The following is a 17470-nucleotide window of genomic DNA, read 5'->3' on the forward strand; positions in this document are numbered from 1 at the left end:
GACGAACCTGCAGGTTCGTCGATCAGACCTGCCAAACCTCCACTGGAGCCGTATCCCCTGTTGGCTGTTCTCCGTCCGGATCTCTCCGGACCTACCGCATCGGCACTTCCCCGATCGTGCGGCGCAGTTTCCTGGTGTGCAGTTTCTCGGGCTTGGCGGCGAGTTCCTCCATGGCGCGCATCGCGCAGATGAGGTGCGCCTCCTTCGATGAGGAGTAGAACGCCTGGGCGCCGGCGGGCAGCTTGGGCACATTGTGCAGCGGGAGATCGGAGACGCTGAGCAGCGTGCCGTAGGGAATCCGGTAGCGGTATCCGTTGGCGGCAAGGGTCGCTGACTCCATGTCGACAGCCACCGCCGTGGAGCCACGCAGGATCCGCCACAGATCCCGCGGCGTATGCCATTCCCAGTTCCGGTCGTCGGTCGACATGACCGTACCGGTGCGCATGAGAGAGTGATTGTCGCCGTAGACCGCGTTCACCGACTTTTCCAGAGCACGCTGTACCTCGGGCACGGCGGGAATCGGGATGTCGAGGCCGATCCGGTCGTCGAGGATGTGATCCCGGCGCTGGTAGGCGTTGCCGAGAATGAGGTCGCCGATGCGCATGCGACCGTCGAGACCCGCGCAGTGGCCGATCATGATCCAGCACTCGGGCCGGAGAACCGCCAGGCAGTCGGTGATCGTCTTGGCGTTGGACGGCCCCACCCCGATGTTGATGATCGTCACGCCGGTGTTGTCCTCGGCCGCGAGATCGTAGCGCGGCATCTGGCGTGACGACAGCCCGAGCAGTGTCTGCAGTTCCACGCCGTCAACCTCCCCGCGCCGGAGTACGCGACCGTCGTTGAGGCGGAGCTCCGTGTAGCGGGATTCGGGGTTCGCCAGCTCCGACAGTGCGTATCGGACGAACTCGGTGGTGTGCATGGCGTAGTTCGTGAACAGGATGTACTTCTGCACACCCTCAACCCGGATGCCGGTGTAGTGCTCGATGCGTTCACAGGCGATGTCGAAACGCTGCGGTGAGAAATGGAACAACGGCATCTCGGAATCCTGGAACACGTCCCAGGACCCGTCAATGATCCCATCGTGCACGTCGTCGAGGCTCGGTCGCGGGATGACACCCGCGTCATCGTGGACACGCGGCGGTGGTGGGCAGTCGGCGGGAAGGGAGAGGTACTCCGGCGGGATACGCACCTCCGACGGGCCGGTGGAAATTGTGCACGGATAGTTGGTGGTCAGACGATCCAACTGCTCCGTCAGATAACGCCGCATGAGCCGGGGGCGGGAGATGGTCGCGGCGTAGCGTCCCGCCCGGTCGACGTAGCCGAAGGGTTCGGTGCGGTCGATGGGACGCCAGGACTTCACCTCGACGATGAGCTTGGGGTAGACGACGCCGGTGTAACGGCTGTAGTCGGCCGGCCCGTCGGTGGCTTCTCCGGAGTTGAGGATCCCGCAGGCGAGTTCCACCGCGGCATCGTAACGTCTGATCAGGTCGTCGACGGCTGCTTCGACTGAGTCGTGTGTGATCCATCCGGTGGGCATCTGCGTTGACCGTGTCTCCATGCCGCCCAGACTAGCCACGGTCGACGGGGCCCGGTACCCCCTCCGGTTCAGAGCCACGTTCATGTCGTCGGTGCGTGTCAACACCCACTGACGAAACGAGTGAGCAGGCGTTTCCCTCCATCATCGACACGTTTGCACGTGGTGACGACACGCGGGCCCTGCGGCGAACAGCCAGCCCCGGTTGTCGTCGGTGCGTGTTAACACGCACGAGTGATGAACACCGGCCTGGGTTTTCTCCGTTCTTCCGCCGGGTTCGCACGTACCGACGACATTTCCGACGGCCCGAACACCGCTCATACCCCGCCGACGCGCCGCACCGTGCAGATCACTGCCCGCACCGGCGCGCCTAGACTTTCGGCCATGGGGACCACACCGGCACCATCTACCCACCGACCGGAGCTCGCCGACACCACCGGCAACCGGCTCCGGCTTCTTGACCTGGTGTTCGCCGCACTGGCGGCCGCGCTGACGGTGTTCCACCTGATCGTCGCCCTGTCCGACACCCCCGCTCCGTCCACACTGGTTGAAGTACTGCTCGCGGTTCTCTTCGTCCCCGCGTTCGCGGTGTGGCGTAGCCGGGTCGTCCCGGCGGCGATCGCGCTGACGATCCTGACCGTGGCGTGGACGGTGAACTGGCTCACGGCGCTGCCGGTGAACCTGGGTATCAGTCCATTCCTGGTCGCGGTGCCGATGGTGGTGTACTCGACCGCCCGGTACCGCTCCGATCTACTCGTCCCGGGTGTTTTCACCGCCATTCAGTCCATCTGGTGTTTCTTCTCCCCGCTGCTGTGGTGGTGGACACCCGATCATTTCGAACGCGCCACCGGCGTGCAGGCGGCGAGCTGGATCGCGCTTCAGTGGCTGGCTCTGGGCCTGGTGTTCGTCTCGGCCCGCAGCGCGCGGTCCGCGGAGCGGCACCTGGTGGCGGAGCAGGAGGCGGCGCGCGAGCGGGAGCGTGCGGGTGTCGCGAGGGAGATCCATGATGTGCTGGCGCACAGCCTGACGCTGATCAACATGCAGGCCGGGGCGGGTGTGATGCTCGGCGGTGGGGCGACGGACAGGCGGGCGGAGATCCTGTCGACGATCCAGAAGGTCAGCTCGGAGGCCCTCGAGGAGGTGCGCGGGATCGTGGGGACGTTGCGTGACGATTCCCCGCCGACGTCGGTGACGGGCATGGCCGGGATCCGGGACATGGTCGGGGAATTCAGGTCCGCCGGGCTCACGGTTGAGGCATCGTTGCCGGAGGGGGAGGTCTCGGACTCGCAGGTTGTCCGCCTGACGCTGCGCCGGGTGGTGCAGGAGGCGCTGACGAACGTGCTGCGTCACCAGGGCCCGGGCAGCACCGTGACGCTCACCGTGGAGGTCACCGATGAGGTACACGTGGTGGTGGACAGTCGTGTCGGCGGCCCGATTCCGCGGCGGACGCGGCATTGCGGCGCCGGGTTGACCGGTGTGCGCGAGCGGGTGGAGCACCTCGGCGGGACACTGGATGTGGATGTGTCCGATCCGGCGCACGCGCAGCTGGTGGCCAGCTTCCCGGTGGTGGCGCCGTGATCCAGGTGCTGCTCGCGGACGATCAGCCGCTGGTGGTTGAGGCGCTGGAGATGACCCTGTCGACCCAGCCGGACATCAAGGTCGTCGCCACCGCCGCCGACGGCGCGGAGGCCCTGGAGGCGGTCGCCGCACACCGGGTCGATGTCGCGGTTCTGGACATCCAGATGCCGCGTGTCGACGGGATCGGTGTGGCGCGCGAGATCCTCGCCCGACACCCGGGCGTCCGGGTGCTGATGCTGACGACATTCGACGCGCACGAGCTGGTCCGCGACGCCCTGACCACGGGTGTGCACGGTTTCCTCCTGAAGGACTGTGGGCCGGAAGCGCTGATCGACGCCGTACGACGCGTGGACGCCGGAGCGTCGGTGCTGTCCCCGGGAGTCACGGACTATGTGCTGCGGGTGTTCCGCGGACACACACCCACCCCACCCGCGGAGCCGTTGACGGACCGCGAGCGGGACGTCCTGGCGGGAATCGCCCGGGCCCGCACCAACGCCGAGATCGCCGCCGACCTACACATCGGGGAAGCAACGGTGAAGACGTACATCTCCCGCCTGCTGGCGAAGACGGGGACCCGGGACCGGGTGGGACTCGCACTGTGGGCCAGGGACCACGAGCTGCACCTCTGATTCCCCCGCGCGACGGATGTGCCGACGGCCAGTCGACGTTTCACTGGTGTCATGAGCAACCACGAATCAGCAATCGAGTGTCGCGACATCTCCATCAGCTACCGGAACCAGCAGGTTCTGGACGGATTCACCATGACCGTCGACCGGGGCCGGATCCACGCGCTGGTCGGCCGGAACGGTGCGGGCAAATCCACGTGTTTCCGGATCATCCTCGGACTCGAGGACCGGGCCGGCGGCACGGTGGAGGTCGATCGGGCGTCAGTGGGTGCCTCGGTCAACGGACCGGCGCTGTACCCGCACCTGAGTGCGCGGGACAACCTCCGCGTCCACACCCTGCTCCTCGGCCTCGACGACGCCGAGATCGACCGGGTTCTCGGGGTCGTGGGCCTGACCGGTACGGGTCGGAAGAAGGTGCGCAGTTTCTCCACCGGCATGAGATCCCGCCTGGCGTTGGCCGTCGCCCTACTGGGTGGACCGCAGATTCTGCTTCTCGACGAACCGCAGAACGGCCTCGACCCGGAGGGCACCGTCGCGCTGCGGGGACTCCTGCGCGGCTACGTCGACGCCGGTGGGACCGTGCTGATCAGCTCACACCAGCTCGGCGAGATCGCCCGTACCGCCGACGACATCACCGTGCTCCACGACGGGCGGGCCGCCTACTCCGGCCCACTCGACGCCTTCGCGCCGGCCGGCGAACTAGAGTCCCGGTTCCTCGACCTCACGGCGATCCGATGATCCGCGTGATCCGGGCGGAACTCGTCCGAACGAAGAACACGACCGTCGCCTACTTTCCGCTCCTCGGTTTCGCGCTCGCCGGGCTGGGAATCCTCACCAACTACTCGGATGCCGGCCGCGGCGCCTGGCAGGCACTCTACGTCACCGGCATGGCGGCACCGCTCATGGCACTGCTGTCCGGCCTCCCGGAGAAGCGGGAGAAGACCTGCCGGGAGGGCGGGACCGGGATCCGGCCAGTGTCACCGCGCCTGATCCGGGGCGCTCGCCTCATCGTCCTGCTGATCATCCTGGCGGCCATGCTCGCCTGCGATTTCGGCACTCTCCTACTCCCGGTGGCCTGGGTGTACGCCTGGATCGGCGGCGCCGGTCTCGTCGCGATGTTCGGCGTGATCAGCCGGTGGGTCGGCCTGATCCCGGCTCTCCTGGTCGCGGTGGTGTGGCAGGTCGCGGGCACACTGACCGCGGAACATCCGCTGTGGTTCCTCCTTCCACCAACGTGGGCGGTACGACTCATGCTGCCGGTCCTCGGTGTCCACTCCAATGCCGTCCCCCTCGACCCGGGCGATCCACTCACCACGGAATCCCCGACCCTCGCCGCGGTCCTCTGCCTGGTGTTCGCGGCCCTCGCCGCCACCGCATACGTCCTCATCGGGACACCCCGCACCCGGCCCGACAGATCAACCGCAGTGGCCACATCACACACCGGAACCTGGGCCGCCGAACCCGCCGCAGACCTGCGGAAGGGACGGGCGTCGACAGGCGCGGCACTGAGCCACACGCTGCTCCGCACCGCACTCACCCCCCTCACTCTCGCGGCGCTGGCGCTGATCGCCGTCGCCGGATCGTGGACCGCGGACCTCGCGGTACACCTGATCCTGCCCCTGGGGTGTGGTGTCGGGGCCGTGGTCACCTGGTCCGCGCTGCAGCCCGCATGGCGGATCACCGTCTGCCGGACACGGCGGGTGATCCCCGGTGTCATCGTCTGGCTCGACGTGCTGGTGGCTGCCGTGGGACTCGGGACCGGCGCCGTCCTCGCACTGCGCGGAACACCACTGCCGGAGATCCTGCGAATGATCGGACTGCTGGTAGTGGTCGGGGCCGTCATGGTCACGGCAGCTCTCGCCCTCTGCGTCCGAACCGGGACAGGCGCGGTGATCGCCGCGACCGTGTTCCTCACGGTCCTGTCCGTCACACTCGGCGGATCAGTACTAGCCGACACGCCACTCTGGCTGCCTGCGATGCCCGCCTGGCCGTTGACGGCCACCGGTGCCCGCCTCCCCGTGGCACTGGCCCTCAGCACCCTACTGCTCACTGTGTCCACCGCATCGGCACACCGGGAGTTACGCCGAGCAGCCGCACGATAAGAGACGCCACCGACCCCCGCGCGGCATCCACCACCACCTTCGGATGCCGCCACGCGGGCACACCACGGCACGCAACAGCGGGCGCCTCAAGCTCCAGCAACCGACGCAGGTGATCCGTCCACTCCCCACCCCGGAACGTCTCCCAATTCACCCGCACCACCCGGAAACCCAGAGCCTCCAGACGACGCTGGCGACGCTGCTCCCCCATCAACGCATCCCGCGTCCGCAGCGTCTTCGCGACCCGCGCCCCCACCAGATCATCGCCACTCAGCCCGTCGAACTCCCCCGGCTCATCAACCACCCCGTACTTCGGCCGCCCGTCATACTCCACCACCACCCCGTGGTCGGGGAAACAGAAATCGGTGCGCGCGACGAACGCGCCACCCCGATCCCGCACCGTCGCCTGCACCAGCGGCAACGGGAAACCAAGGACCCACAACCGGTACCGGACCAACGTCTCCCGCGGACTCTCCGACGCCCCATTCACCACCACCAGGATCCGGACCACCCGGGCGAGACGGTGCACCGGGCCCAGGGCCAGAATGCGGGACACGACGTCGTCGAGCGTGAACAACCGTTCCCGCAGGCAATGATCGAACACCACCAGCGCATCCTCCACGCTCCCGTAGCGGGCGACATCGATCGCCGTCTGCAGCGGCGACGTCACCCACACCGGCCCCCACACCGTCTCCACACGGACACGATCAGCCCGCGCCACCGTCGGTGCCGACCGGAACCGAACCCGCCCACACGACGGGAACGTGGTCCGGCGCGGATACTGCAGACTCGGCTCCCGTGCCGCATCCGCCAGCGGAAACCCGTGGAGCGACGCCGCGGTCTCCGCCATCGCGACCGCCTTCGGATAGCGGTGCAGAAGAGCGACCGCGTACGCCCGCCACTTCGCCTCATCCGACCCATCGACCGTGTCCGACCGAAGATAGATCCCGCGGGTCGCACACATCAGATCGTGCTTCCGGGCCGACGCGTAGACCCGGGCCCGGGCCGCGCCCCGGAGCGGACGCGTGTCGATCAACGGCGGGGCAGACCCGGGCGCTGCCGATGCTTCACCGGGAGTTGTCTTTTCCGTTCGGGTGGTCATGCCCCGTCAGACCGTGGGACCGGACGATCGGTTCCGGAGCGGAGCCGGGTTGCCGCCATGAAAGCGGCGGACCACGGTGGGTCGGGCTGGATCAGGCAGGTTCAGCGTCGCTGCTGCGTGTCAACACGTGGTGACGAACACAGTTTTACCAGGTGGGCGTCTCGGCGGTTCGGTGTTTGCACGCGGTGACGAACATACCCGGTCCAATTGGGGACGGCCCCGCCCGACGGCACTCTCCTGCCAGCCAGCCCATGGTCCTCGCCACCGCGTGTCAACACGCACCAGCCATGGACTTCACCAGTTCGACTCCGGGCAACCGGAATCTTCACACGCACTGACGCCATCGTCGACGGCGCACCTGTCCCCATCACCTGCGCACCGGCAGAGGACGGGCTGGACCAGCCAGCCACGGGCCATGATCCACCCACGAGCGGGGCACGTCATTCCTCCCCGACCTAGTCCCGGCGAATGTGCGCGACGACCGGGGCGTGGTCGGATCCCCCGGTGTCGAGGACACGCACGCCTCCGTCGACGACGCTCCATCCGTGGGGGATGAGGATGTGGTCGATCGGCGATCTCGCCCAGCCGGGGAGGGCGGTGGGCCAGGTTCCACGACCGAGAAGCGGAGCGGCGGCCGCCGCGTCGGCGTGCGTGTCGGTACGTGCTAACACGCCATGACGAGGCACGGCATTGAGGTCCCCGATGATCAGCGCATCGGGGTGCGTCTCGGCGAGGGACACGATGGTTCCCAGGTCATCGTGCCACCGGCCCATGAGTCCGGGTAGTGGTGGTGCGGTGTGGAGGCCGATGACGTCCGGTGTCCGCTCCCCGGGGCGCCCGGTGGAGACGTGCACGGTACCAAACGTGACCTCGGATGATCCGGGGACCTCAACGGCTCGGTAGTCCCCGAGTTCTTCCGCGACCAGGACGGTGACGGGCATCTCGCTGCTAACGAAGGACCGGTACCCGGCGGGAGCCGCACCGGAGTACTCGGGGAGGACGGCGATGTCGGGGTCGACGTCTCGAATGAGGGTGGCGAGGGCCTCCGGGGTGACGGAGTCTCCGGTGTTCCACTCGAGGACGACGAGCCCGCCGTCGTCCGCGTCACTAACGGCGGGCTGTTGGACGGGCAGGAAGCTGCCCGCACCGGCGATGACGAGAACTACACCGGCGGCGAGCAGCGGCCGGAAACGCCGCAGTAGTACACCGACGACACCGATGAGCCCCAGCCCCGCACCGACCACGACCGGAAATGCGGTGAAGTGGGCGATGAGAGGCCACGTGGTGGCTGTGTTCCCGGGAAGAAGCGCCCAGGCCAGGGCCGCGATGAAGATGCATAGGGACAGGATTCGCATCACAGTTCCAGGGCGTCGAGGATTCGGTCGGAGGCGTCGGCGACGCTGGTGCGCCACAGTACGTCGGCGCGGCTGTCGGCGCGCCCCGGGCCACCGTTGATGACGATGAGGGGAAGCCCGGCGTGGCAGGCGTCGAGTGCGATGCGGTATCCACTCATGACGGCGAGTGAGCTGCCCATGACGATGAGGATGCGCGAGTCGCGGAGGAGCCTGCCGACGGCGTCCCGCCGACTGGTGGGGACGGGTTCGCCGAAGTAGACGACGTCGGGTTTGAGGAGTGTGGAGCCGCAGGTGGTGCAGCCGACAAGCCGGAAGTGCGTGACGACGTCGGGGGTGAGGTCGATGTCGCCGTCGGGTCGCACGTTTCCTGTGCCTGTGGCCAGGGCACGTTCGAGGTAGCCGGGGTTTGCCGCGTCGAGGCGGCGGTCGAGGTCGTGGCGGGGTTCGCGGTTGCCGCAGTGGAGGCAGGTGACGACAGAGAGATCGCCGTGCAGTCCGATGACGGTGCGGGATCCGGCGGCGGTGTGGAGGCCGTCGACGTTCTGGGTGATGATTCCCGTGATGAGCCCGGCGCGTTCGAGTTCGACGAGGGTGTGGTGGGTGCGGTTGGGTCTCGCACCGGCCATGTGGCGCCAGCCAATGAAGCTGCGGGCCCAGTAGCGGTGGAGTGCTTCGGGGTCGTGGCGGAACTCCTGGTAGGTCATGGGTCGGCCGCGGGTGAGGGACCCGGCGGGGCCGCGGTAGTCGGGGATGCCGGAGTCGGTGGACACCCCGGCGCCGGTGAGCACGAGGACACCACCGCGACGCAGTGCGTCGGCGGTGGCGGACAGTGCGTCGTCGGGTGGGGTTGGTTGTGCGGTTTCCCTGATGACGCGGGAGATGGAGCGGAGTGCGGAGTCGTGGATGCGGGCGATGTCCGGGGTGAAGGGGGTCAACCGGCGACCAGCCTGGTGATGATCTTGCCCATCCAGTGTGGGGTGAGTTCGCGGGCGGTGTGCATGATGTGGTCGGCGGTGGACACGTTGTAGTGGACTTTTGCGCGACTGAGGCGGCTGGTGGGATGTACGGCGTCCCAGAGGACGTCGGCGATGGCTTCGGGTGTGATGTTGACGCCGAGGCGGCGGACGGATCCGGCGTTGACGGTGGCGAGGCTGGTTTTTGCCCAGAGGGGCCACAGGTCGACGACGCGGATTCCGTCGGCGTGCCATTCGAGGTTCAATGCCTCGGTGAGACCGGCGACATAAAACTTGGTGGCGGAGTAGACGCTGATGTCGGGCTGGCCGTAGATCGCGGACGCGGAGGCCATGTTGACGAGGTGGGAGCCGGGCGTCGCCGCGAGGTAGGGGTGGGCGGCATGTGCGCCGAGTGTGACGCCGAGGCAGTTGACGTTGATCTGCGCGGCGATGTGCCCGGGGTTCATCTCGGCGAGGTGTCCGTCGGCGATGATGCCGGCGTTGTTGTCGAGGACGTCGAGTTGCCCGCCGGTGTGGGCGGTGAATTCGGCTAGTGCGGTGTCCCAACTGTCCGGATCGGTGACGTCGAGGTGGCCGCTGATCATGGTGCCGCCCTGTTCCTCGCTGATGTCGGGGCCGTCGATGGAGATATCGTAGACGCCGACGGTCCAGCCCTCGCGGAGGAAGCGGCCGGCGACAGCTGCCCCGATTCCCTGGGCGCCGCCCGAGATGAAGATGTTTCCCATAGGTTGGAGTGTATGACTGATTCTTCCACGACTGCCGCTGCCATCACGATTACTTGTCCGGTGGATGGTCGGATGGTAGGTCGGGTGATGGGCCACACGCGAGCGGATGTCCGTTCGGCGTTCGCCGTCGCGAGGCGGGCTCAGCCGGTCTGGGCCGCGACGCCGGTGTCGGACCGGAAGGCGATCATGTTGCGGTTCCATGATCTGGTGCTGTCGCACCGGGACGAGTTGTTGGATCTGATACAGGCGGAAACGGGCAAGAACCGGGCCAGTGCGTTCGATGAGGTACTCGACGTGGCGGTGACCGCGCGGCACTATGCGTTCGCGGCGGCCGGCCTCTTGGCGCCGCAGCGGGTGAAGGGGGCGTTGCCGGTGCTGACCCGGACCGTCGTGGAGCGGGAGCCGGTCGGCGTGGTGGGGGTGATCTCCCCGTGGAATTATCCGTTGTCGATGGCTGTGTCGGACGCGGTTCCTGCTCTCTTGGCGGGTAACGCGGTGGTGGTGAAGCCGGATTCGGCGACGCCGTTGACGGCATTGAAGGCCTCAGAGTTGTTGTCTGCTGCGGGTCTGCCGACGGAGCTGTTCCAGGTCCTCCCCGGGCCTGGGGAGGAGGTCGGCGGGGCGATCGCCGACGAGTGTGACTACCTGATGTTCACGGGTTCCACGGCGACGGGCCGGATACTGGGGGCGAAGGCCGGTGAGCGGTTGATCGGTTATTCGGCGGAGTTGGGCGGCAAGAATCCGTTGATCGTCGCACCGGACGCGGATCTAGCGCGCGCGGCGCGTGGCGCACGTCAGGCGTGCTTCGCGAACACGGGCCAGTTGTGCATCTCTGTGGAGCGGATCTACGTGCATGAGGAAGTCGCCGGTGGCTTCACGGCCCGGTTCCTGGCGGAGGTGTCGGCGATGACGGTCGGGGCGGGTCCCGGCTGGGACGTCGACATGGGTTGCCTGATCTCCGAGGAGCACTTGGAGCGGGTGCGGTCAGTGGTCGATGATGCGGTGTCGAAGGGCGCGCGGGTTCTCGCCGGTGGCCATCCGCTGCCGGAGCTGGGGCCGACGTTCTACGCGCCGACGGTGTTGACGGATGTGCCGCCGGACGCGGAGTTGTATGACGGGGAGGTGTTCGGCCCGGTGGTGTTCCTGGAGACGGTCACTAGTGTCGACGAGGCGGTGGAGCGGGCCAACGAGACCATCTACGGGCTGAATGCGAGTGTGTGGGCGAAGCCGTCAACGGGCAGCCGGATCGCCTCGCGCCTGCATGCGGGCACCGTGAACGTGAATGAGGGTTTCGCCGCGGCGTGGGGGTCGGTGTCCGCCCCGATGGGTGGTTGGCGGGCTTCGGGGCTGGGTCGACGGCACGGGGCGGTGGGGTTGACGAAGTACACGGAGACCCGCACCGTCGCGACGCAGCACCTGGTCCCGGTGTCGGGTCCGCCCGGTGTCGACCGGGAGCTGTTCTCGGACGTGATGTCGACGGCTCTGCGCTGGGGCAAGCGTGTCCTGCGCTGACCAGGTTGTCTGGCTGCGCCGGGATCTGCGCCTGCACGATCATCCGGCGCTGGCTGCGGGCGGTCCCGGTGCGCGGGTCGTCGTGGTGCGGGAGCCTGCGGCGAACGGGTTCCAGCAGGCGCTCCTCGACGCCGCGTTGGATGAGGTCCGTGCGCACCGCATGGTGGAGGTTTTCGACGGCGATCCGCGCGAGATCATTCCGGGGTTGAACCCGGCGAAGGTGTGGGTGAGCGCCGATTTCACGCCGTCGGGTCTGGCCCGTGACCGGGCGGTCTCGGACGCCCTGGGTCCCGGTGTGATGGAGGCCGCCGGGTCGGCGTACGCCGTCGATCCGGGGATTCTGCGCACGGGGCAGGGCGGGCACTACAAGGTGTTCACGCCGTTCTACCGGGCGTGGTGTGACTACGGCGCCGATGATCCGGTGGGCGCTCTCCCCGGTGACCGTGGGCTGCCGGTGACACGGGCGTGGCGGGACTGGTGTGAGTTCCTGCGGGATCGGTTGGGCGGTTACGCGGAGAACCGGGACATCCCGGCGATCGACGGCACGTCCCGGATCTCGGGGTGGCTGGCCGTGGGTGCCCTGCATCCGCGGAGTCTGCTGGCGACGCTGGCCAGGGCAGATGCGCCGGAGGTGGATAAGGAGGCGTTCGCGCGGGAGCTGGCATTCCGTGAGTTCTACTCTGATTTTCTCTACCACCGGCCCGAAACGGCGCATAGTGACGTCAATCCACGGTTCGCGGGTTTCCGGTGGAACGAGGCGGGCACGGAGTTCGACCTGTGGGCCCGGGGACTCACAGGCTTCCCAATCGTGGATGCCGGGATGCGTCAGCTTGCGGCGACGGGCTGGATGCACAACCGGGTGCGGATGCTGGTGGCCAGTTTCCTGACGAAGGACCTCCACTTGCCGTGGCAGTCAGGTGCGGAGCACTTTCGCCGGCACCTGGTGGATTTTGATGTGGCTAGCAACCAGCATTCGTGGCAGTGGTGTGCGGGGACGGGTACGGACGCATCCCCCTACTTCCGGGTGTTCAATCCGATGACGCAGGGTAGGAAGTTCGATCCGGATGCCTGCTACATCACCCGCTGGGTACCGGAGTTGCGGGGTGTTCCGGCCGGTGACATCCACGCGATACGGAATCTGCCCCCTGAATATCCGGCACCGATCGTCGATCATGCGGAGGAGCGACGCGACGCACTGGCACGGTACGAGGAAACCAAGGGGGCTTCCGGAGTGCTTTAAGGTGCGTCACGGTCGCTGATCGCCTAGGTTTATTCCCATGAGTGCACTTCACACCCGTTCCGCTGGTAATACCACCGGACTTCTTCGTCTTTCTTCGGTGGTTGCGGCGGTTCTCACCGCGCTGGCGGTCATCCTCACCCTGACCGCTCCCCCGGCGCACGCCGCGGGTAACCGCGACTGGCTGCGGCCCGGATGCGAGTGGGATGGGCACGGGCACTGGATCCAGAAGTGCTGGGTTCCCTCACCCGCCAACGGTCGGGACATGGCTGTCCTGGTTCAGCCCGCAGCGTATGGCGGTAACGGTGGCCTCTACCTGCTTGACGGCTTGGAGGCCCCCCGGGACAGCAATGACTGGGCCCGCACCGACGTGATGAACCAGTTCCTGGGGGACAATGTCACCATCGTGATGCCCGTCGGGGGCCGAGGCCAGTTCTACGCGGACTGGGCGCAGGCGGGTCAGCCGTTGTCCTCCGGCTACAGTTCGGAGATCGGCCAGGTGCCGCCACTGCAGTGGGCGCAGTGGGAGACGTTCCTCACCGCTGAACTTCCCGGCTGGTTGCAGCACCATTTCGGGGTGAGTCCGAACCGGAACTCCATCGCGGGAATCTCGATGGGGGCGCTGCCGACGTTGACGCTCGCGTCCCGGCACTCTGACCAGTTCAAGCAGGCCATCGCACTGTCCGGTTTCATCGATCCCGCTGCGGCGACGCACATTCCGATGATCGCGGCGGTCGGTTCCGCGGGTTCCTCGTTCGGTGGCGGCCAGGTGTGGGAGCTTTTCGGTTCCTCACCGGCGTTCAGCTCCAACATGAACAAGCTCGACCCGGTGGCGAACATCCAGGGGCTGCGGAACGTCGACACCATCGTCTACTCCGGCAACGGACTCAAGCACCCTGCGGACGGGTTCCCGCCGCCAGCGAACATCCCGCTGTCGATCCTGGGTGAGTTCTTCATCAACCTCTCCAGTATCAGCTTCGTCACGAAGGCCCGCGCACAGGGTCTTAACGTGGAGCACCAGCAGGGCGACGGGATCCACACCTGGGCACCCTGGGTCCGCGTCATTCAGAATAATCACGGCAGAATCCTCGGCGCCGTCGGCTGATCCCAGCGGTGTCTCGAAACCCCCGCCACTGCAGGTCAGTGTGCGGGGTTTTCACATGCCGGGGAGCTTGACCCTGCCACTGTGTCAGACTGTTGACTGGAAACCATGAACCACTACCACGGCCTCAGAATAGGTGTTTTCTCCCAGCTCACCGGCATCAGTGTGCGAATGCTCCGGCACTACGGCATGCACGGTGTCCTCACCCCGGCGATGACTGATCCCGCGACGGGATACCGCTTCTACTCCTCGGATCAGATCCCCCAGGCACTCCTCGTCACCCGGCTGCGCGACGCCGGGTTCCCGGTCCGTGCTATCAGCACAATCCTGGAATCCAGAGGAGACTCAGTTGTGCTGTCGACACTCACCGAGGAACGTCGAACCGCGATCATGCAGGACATGGCGACGGCTCAGGAGCAGTTGCGGGCACTCACCAATCTGAATCTTCGGGAAACGGTCACGCCCGTGGCGGTGACCCGGACCGTGTTCCCCGCCACGGATGTCGTCAGTCTGCGTGAGGTGCTCCCCACCTACAACGACGAGCACGGCCTGTGGGAACGTCTCCAGGCGCTGACCATCGAGCAGGCCACGCCCTGTGCTCTGGGCGGTATCGCGGGGGCGGTGTACCACGATGCCGAGTTCCGGGAATCGGAGACGGACGTGGAGATCTTCGTTCAGGTTACCGAGCCGTGCCAGCCGGGGTCGCCGTTGGTTCACCGGGCGCTGCCGGAACGGGACGTCGTCACCGCGACGCTCCACGGATCCTACGAGCGGATGGGCACGGTCACCGCACAGATCGGCGCCTACCTCGTCGAGCACGGTCTGGAGGCAGGGCCGATGATCAACCTCTACCGGGTTTCACCCGCGCAGGACCCGAATCCGGACAACTGGGTCACCGACGTCGTGTTCCCCCTGATTCAGGATGACATGCCGGCGACATAAGCCACCTGGCCGACGTGCTGGGCGGCGTCATAGAGGATGCTGACGAGACGGGTGGCCCGCGTGACGGGTGGGTCGTAGGAATCGTCGATGATCTCCGCCCACTGCCCGTTCCGCAGGCTCCCGGCGTACCGCGCCGCAGCGGAGCACGCGGCGATGAGATAACCGGTGAGTCCCTCCTGATCATCGGACACAATGCGGGCCGCGTCGTCGGGACTGTCGCCGTACCCAATGCCGTCACCGGCCGGGCCGAGGCACAACCGGTCGCGCCATCCGTCGGCCCACACCTCGGTACCGCCGGTGAGCTGCGCGAGCTGCACATCCATCTGACGGGCCGCGTGCCAGAGCAGCCACGCCGGTGAATTCGGGTGGCCGCCGGGGTGACCGTTCAATACCTCCGGAGTCAACATCGGTAGGGCTGCAGCGGCTGCGGCGGGGCGATGGGCGAGATCGGCGAATAGGGCGGAGGTGTCCATGCCCGCCAGTGTAGGCCCCGGGGTCACTCCGGCAGCGGGATCGAGGACAGTCTCCCAGAGCCTCTTGACCACGTTTTCCGGGCAGGGTCATTGCTCAGCGTTGTAGCGACCCTCAACTCGTGCCCTTGAAATGCTCCCGGACAGGAAAGCCGACTGCCGCAGCGTGTGTGCCGACCCCAGCGCACCCACCGCCAGGAGCTGTCCCGCTCGGAAAAATCACCGGGTACCGAGAGTCCCCCAAACGACGATACGTTTGGTTAGGTCATCGACCCCGATCCATCGACCTATCTGGTCGCTGTCGGTATCCCCGATATCCTCGACGAGCGTGATCGTCCAGGACCGGTAAGCGTCCATGTAACCGAGTTGTGAGCCCGCGGGAACCAGAATCAGCACGACCCGTTGGGGTATCGGGGTCCAGCACCTTTCCGGGGTGCGGATTACTGGTCCCTCACCGGTTTTTCGGGCAACTGGTCGGTTCGGCAGGGAGCAGCACATTCTCGGTGTGGTGGAGCTCGGCACAGCTGACGACGCCCGCAGACACCTGCTCAACCTTTCCATCCGCCCGCCGGATGCGCGCAACGCTCGTAGTCTCCACCTGGCCCTCCGGCGGATTCGAGGTGCCTGTTCAGCGCGGACCCGTCCCCCAGCTCGATCCGGTGTCCCACCTGAACCCGGTGGTGTCCCCGACGGTGAGACCCCCGATGTAGGCATTCGCGTCATAGACGGTCACGGCAAGTCCAGCGACTCAGGCTCCAACGCCCACAGCGGTGCAGGGAGATTCTCCGTACTATTCATCGGTACCCGTCATCGTTCCTCCTCCACGGAGCTCCGGTCCCAGCGACGCGTGGTGGGTGACTCGCTGAGCAGGTTCACCGCCAGGGTCCGGACCCCGTCCCTGACCTTTCCCGGGACACCGGGCCCAGGGCGCGCCGCCACGCACAGCTCCGGGGCGTACCAGATGGTTTCACCGGGCCGCACCGCGAAACTCAGGTGTACATCCTCCGACACCCGGACGCCGGCCTCGCGCACCGAACGACGGACCGAACACCACCAGTCCCGGCGGAGACTGTAGTTCGTACCGTAGAACGGCTGATGTCCGAGGATTCTGCCCACCGATGCCCCGTGGGCTCGCCGGTAGACCCCGCTCAGAAGATCACCACGCCAACCGGGGATCTCGAAGCGGGTAGGACCACTGACCCCCACGACAGTAAAGCCGGGAGTCTGGGTGCAAGCTCTGTCCCAAGCTGAGATCAGACGCACGAGATGATCCGGGGCCGGATTGCTCCGCGGGTTGACGCGGAGGAGCACTGTCCCGGAGGCGGCATCGAAGCCAGTCCAGGTTGGGAGGACGTACTGGTCGGTGGACACCGTGATCACGTCATGGGCGGCGGCGACCCCCGAAACCCCACTGGGGGTCCCCGGATCTGTGACCACGATGACCTCCCGGACGGGGATGGTCTGCCGATCGAGGGCATCGAGGCATCGCCGCAACAGTTCAGCGTCGTGTCCGGCGGGAACTATGATACTGATCTCCTGTGCCCCGGCCCCTGGCCTGTCGGATGATCCCGGTGACATCATCTACCTCTCTCCACGGTGTCCGTCGAGTGCGGAGCACTGGCCAACAGTGTAATCCGGCTCGCTCCGGTGGTCCCCTGTCCCGGTGGCGGGATCGACACGATTGAACACATGAAAAGACCCCGCCAAGGCGGGGTCTTCATGCAACCTGAACCTGTCAGACTTCAGCAGCCGGGAAATCCTAGGTGTTGAAGATGTTCAGCTGCTTGTTCAGGATCGGGAAAATAAACAGGCCAAGGACCGAAGCCACGATACCGGCGATGGTGACGCCGTACCAGATCTTGGACCACTCGGGCTGGTTCTCCCAGTTCTTGGTGGAGCCGAGGAGATCGTTACCGGTGACGACCTTGTCGGCATCGTAACGGTCGCCCCACTCGGAGGAGCCGGGGGCGTCCGAGGAGAGGTCATTCAGGAACGAATCGGTGTTCTTCGTCTTGATGTCCGGGTTGTTCGGATCGACCGAGTCCTCATTTGCACCATCGTTCTCGCCCGGAGCCTCAACGACAGCGGCTCGCTGGTTCTGGGCGTCGTTTCCGGTTTCCTCGGCGACAGCAGTGGTGGCGCCGAGGGCGAGGGCGAAAGCGGTGGTTGCTGCGATGGCGGCCTTACGGATGTTGCGCATTTCTATGTCCTTTC

16 protein-coding genes are annotated in these 17470 nt (G+C 66.7%); 8 read left to right on the forward strand and 8 right to left on the reverse strand.

All coding sequences use genetic code 11. The features are described from left to right. Positions 1-91 precede the first annotated feature (91 nt). Entirely contained in the window at positions 92-1537 is a 1446-nt protein-coding gene (gene amn / locus JDV76_RS02115; RefSeq protein WP_198735342.1) for an AMP nucleosidase, read from the reverse strand. 381 nt (positions 1538-1918) lie between these two features. Here amn and JDV76_RS02120 point away from each other — a divergent pair, with 381 nt between their 5' ends. The 4 genes from JDV76_RS02120 to JDV76_RS12455 are packed head-to-tail and all read left to right on the forward strand — an operon-like array spanning position 1919 to position 5840. Next, positions 1919-3112 carry a sensor histidine kinase gene (locus tag JDV76_RS02120; RefSeq protein WP_198735199.1) on the forward strand — a complete coding sequence of 398 codons (1194 nt, stop codon included), beginning with the start codon at positions 1919-1921 and terminating at the stop codon, positions 3110-3112. Then, a complete protein-coding gene (locus JDV76_RS02125; RefSeq protein WP_198735200.1) occupies positions 3109-3741 on the forward strand; it encodes a response regulator transcription factor in 633 nt (210 codons plus the stop codon). The genes JDV76_RS02120 and JDV76_RS02125 overlap by 4 nt, the downstream gene beginning before the upstream one ends. A 51-nt stretch (positions 3742-3792) precedes the next feature. Then, entirely contained in the window at positions 3793-4476 is a 684-nt protein-coding gene (locus tag JDV76_RS02130) for an ATP-binding cassette domain-containing protein (RefSeq protein ID WP_198735201.1), read from the forward strand. After that, positions 4473-5840: an ABC-2 family transporter permease gene (locus JDV76_RS12455; protein WP_232958718.1), complete on the forward strand. Its 1368-nt coding sequence runs from the start codon at positions 4473-4475 to the stop codon at positions 5838-5840. The genes JDV76_RS02130 and JDV76_RS12455 overlap by 4 nt, the downstream gene beginning before the upstream one ends. Here the strand turns inward: JDV76_RS12455 and JDV76_RS02140 are convergent. The 4 genes from JDV76_RS02140 to JDV76_RS02155 all read right to left on the reverse strand — a co-directional run bounded on the left by JDV76_RS02140 (position 5785) and on the right by JDV76_RS02155 (position 9993). Beyond that, entirely contained in the window at positions 5785-6939 is a 1155-nt protein-coding gene (locus JDV76_RS02140; RefSeq protein WP_198735202.1) for a hypothetical protein, read from the reverse strand. The genes JDV76_RS12455 and JDV76_RS02140 overlap by 56 nt on opposite strands. A gap of 455 nt (positions 6940-7394) precedes the next feature. Then, the gene (locus tag JDV76_RS02145; protein WP_198735203.1) at positions 7395-8294 is read right to left on the reverse strand and encodes an endonuclease/exonuclease/phosphatase family protein; all 900 of its coding nucleotides are present in this window, start codon (positions 8292-8294) and stop codon (positions 7395-7397) included. After that, the gene (locus JDV76_RS02150) at positions 8294-9229 is read right to left on the reverse strand and encodes a Sir2 family NAD-dependent protein deacetylase (RefSeq protein ID WP_232958719.1); all 936 of its coding nucleotides are present in this window, start codon (positions 9227-9229) and stop codon (positions 8294-8296) included. The genes JDV76_RS02145 and JDV76_RS02150 overlap by 1 nt, the downstream gene beginning before the upstream one ends. Next, positions 9226-9993: an SDR family oxidoreductase gene (locus JDV76_RS02155; RefSeq protein WP_198735204.1), complete on the reverse strand. Its 768-nt coding sequence runs from the start codon at positions 9991-9993 to the stop codon at positions 9226-9228. Before JDV76_RS02155 ends, JDV76_RS02150 begins: the two co-directional genes overlap by 4 nt. A gap of 12 nt (positions 9994-10005) precedes the next feature. On the opposite strand from JDV76_RS02155, the gene JDV76_RS02160 reads away from it, so the two are divergent. The 4 genes from JDV76_RS02160 to JDV76_RS02175 all read left to right on the forward strand — a co-directional run bounded on the left by JDV76_RS02160 (position 10006) and on the right by JDV76_RS02175 (position 14786). Continuing rightward, on the forward strand, positions 10006-11505 hold the full coding sequence (locus JDV76_RS02160; protein ID WP_198735205.1) for a succinic semialdehyde dehydrogenase: 1500 nt from the start codon (positions 10006-10008) through the stop codon (positions 11503-11505). Continuing rightward, a complete protein-coding gene (locus tag JDV76_RS02165) occupies positions 11492-12745 on the forward strand; it encodes an FAD-binding domain-containing protein (protein WP_198735206.1) in 1254 nt (417 codons plus the stop codon). The genes JDV76_RS02160 and JDV76_RS02165 overlap by 14 nt, the downstream gene beginning before the upstream one ends. Before the next feature lie 37 nt (positions 12746-12782). Beyond that, positions 12783-13847, forward strand: coding sequence for an alpha/beta hydrolase (locus tag JDV76_RS02170; RefSeq protein WP_198735207.1), 1065 nt, complete (start codon positions 12783-12785; stop codon positions 13845-13847). A gap of 105 nt (positions 13848-13952) precedes the next feature. Beyond that, positions 13953-14786, forward strand: coding sequence for a MerR family transcriptional regulator (locus tag JDV76_RS02175; RefSeq protein ID WP_198735208.1), 834 nt, complete (start codon positions 13953-13955; stop codon positions 14784-14786). Here JDV76_RS02175 and JDV76_RS02180 read toward each other — a convergent pair. From JDV76_RS02180 to JDV76_RS02190, 3 genes are all read right to left on the reverse strand, one after another. Beyond that, the gene (locus JDV76_RS02180) at positions 14762-15259 is read right to left on the reverse strand and encodes a DinB family protein (protein WP_198735209.1); all 498 of its coding nucleotides are present in this window, start codon (positions 15257-15259) and stop codon (positions 14762-14764) included. The two genes, JDV76_RS02175 and JDV76_RS02180, sit on opposite strands and share 25 nt — an antisense overlap. Positions 15260-16063: 804 nt before the next feature. Continuing rightward, the gene (locus tag JDV76_RS02185) at positions 16064-16837 is read right to left on the reverse strand and encodes a glycosyltransferase family 2 protein (RefSeq protein ID WP_198735210.1); all 774 of its coding nucleotides are present in this window, start codon (positions 16835-16837) and stop codon (positions 16064-16066) included. 178 nt (positions 16838-17015) lie between these two features. Further along, complete coding sequence (locus tag JDV76_RS02190) at positions 17016-17456, reverse strand: hypothetical protein (RefSeq protein WP_198735211.1); 441 nt, start codon at positions 17454-17456, stop codon at positions 17016-17018. Positions 17457-17470: the final 14 nt, after the last annotated feature.

The organism is Corynebacterium marambiense (assembly GCF_016342275.1).
Taxonomy (GTDB): Bacteria; Actinomycetota; Actinomycetes; order Mycobacteriales; family Mycobacteriaceae; genus Corynebacterium; species Corynebacterium marambiense.

Bases quoted from the DNA above. Each gene is read 5' to 3' on its own strand.
- JDV76_RS02160 (WP_198735205.1), top strand. From the start codon at position 10,006: ATGACTGATTCTTCCACGACTGCCGCTGCCATCACGATTACTTGTCCG.
- amn (WP_198735342.1), bottom strand. From the start codon at position 1,537: ATGCCCACCGGATGGATCACACACGACTCAGTCGAAGCAGCCGTCGAC.
- JDV76_RS02175 (WP_198735208.1), top strand. From the start codon at position 13,953: ATGAACCACTACCACGGCCTCAGAATAGGTGTTTTCTCCCAGCTCACC.
- JDV76_RS02140 (WP_198735202.1), bottom strand. From the start codon at position 6,939: ATGACCACCCGAACGGAAAAGACAACTCCCGGTGAAGCATCGGCAGCG.
- JDV76_RS02180 (WP_198735209.1), bottom strand. From the start codon at position 15,259: ATGGACACCTCCGCCCTATTCGCCGATCTCGCCCATCGCCCCGCCGCA.
- JDV76_RS02145 (WP_198735203.1), bottom strand. From the start codon at position 8,294: ATGCGAATCCTGTCCCTATGCATCTTCATCGCGGCCCTGGCCTGGGCG.
- JDV76_RS02120 (WP_198735199.1), top strand. From the start codon at position 1,919: ATGGGGACCACACCGGCACCATCTACCCACCGACCGGAGCTCGCCGAC.
- JDV76_RS12455 (WP_232958718.1), top strand. From the start codon at position 4,473: ATGATCCGCGTGATCCGGGCGGAACTCGTCCGAACGAAGAACACGACC.
- JDV76_RS02190 (WP_198735211.1), bottom strand. From the start codon at position 17,456: ATGCGCAACATCCGTAAGGCCGCCATCGCAGCAACCACCGCTTTCGCC.
- JDV76_RS02185 (WP_198735210.1), bottom strand. From the start codon at position 16,837: ATGATGTCACCGGGATCATCCGACAGGCCAGGGGCCGGGGCACAGGAG.
- JDV76_RS02170 (WP_198735207.1), top strand. From the start codon at position 12,783: ATGAGTGCACTTCACACCCGTTCCGCTGGTAATACCACCGGACTTCTT.
- JDV76_RS02130 (WP_198735201.1), top strand. From the start codon at position 3,793: ATGAGCAACCACGAATCAGCAATCGAGTGTCGCGACATCTCCATCAGC.
- JDV76_RS02155 (WP_198735204.1), bottom strand. From the start codon at position 9,993: ATGGGAAACATCTTCATCTCGGGCGGCGCCCAGGGAATCGGGGCAGCT.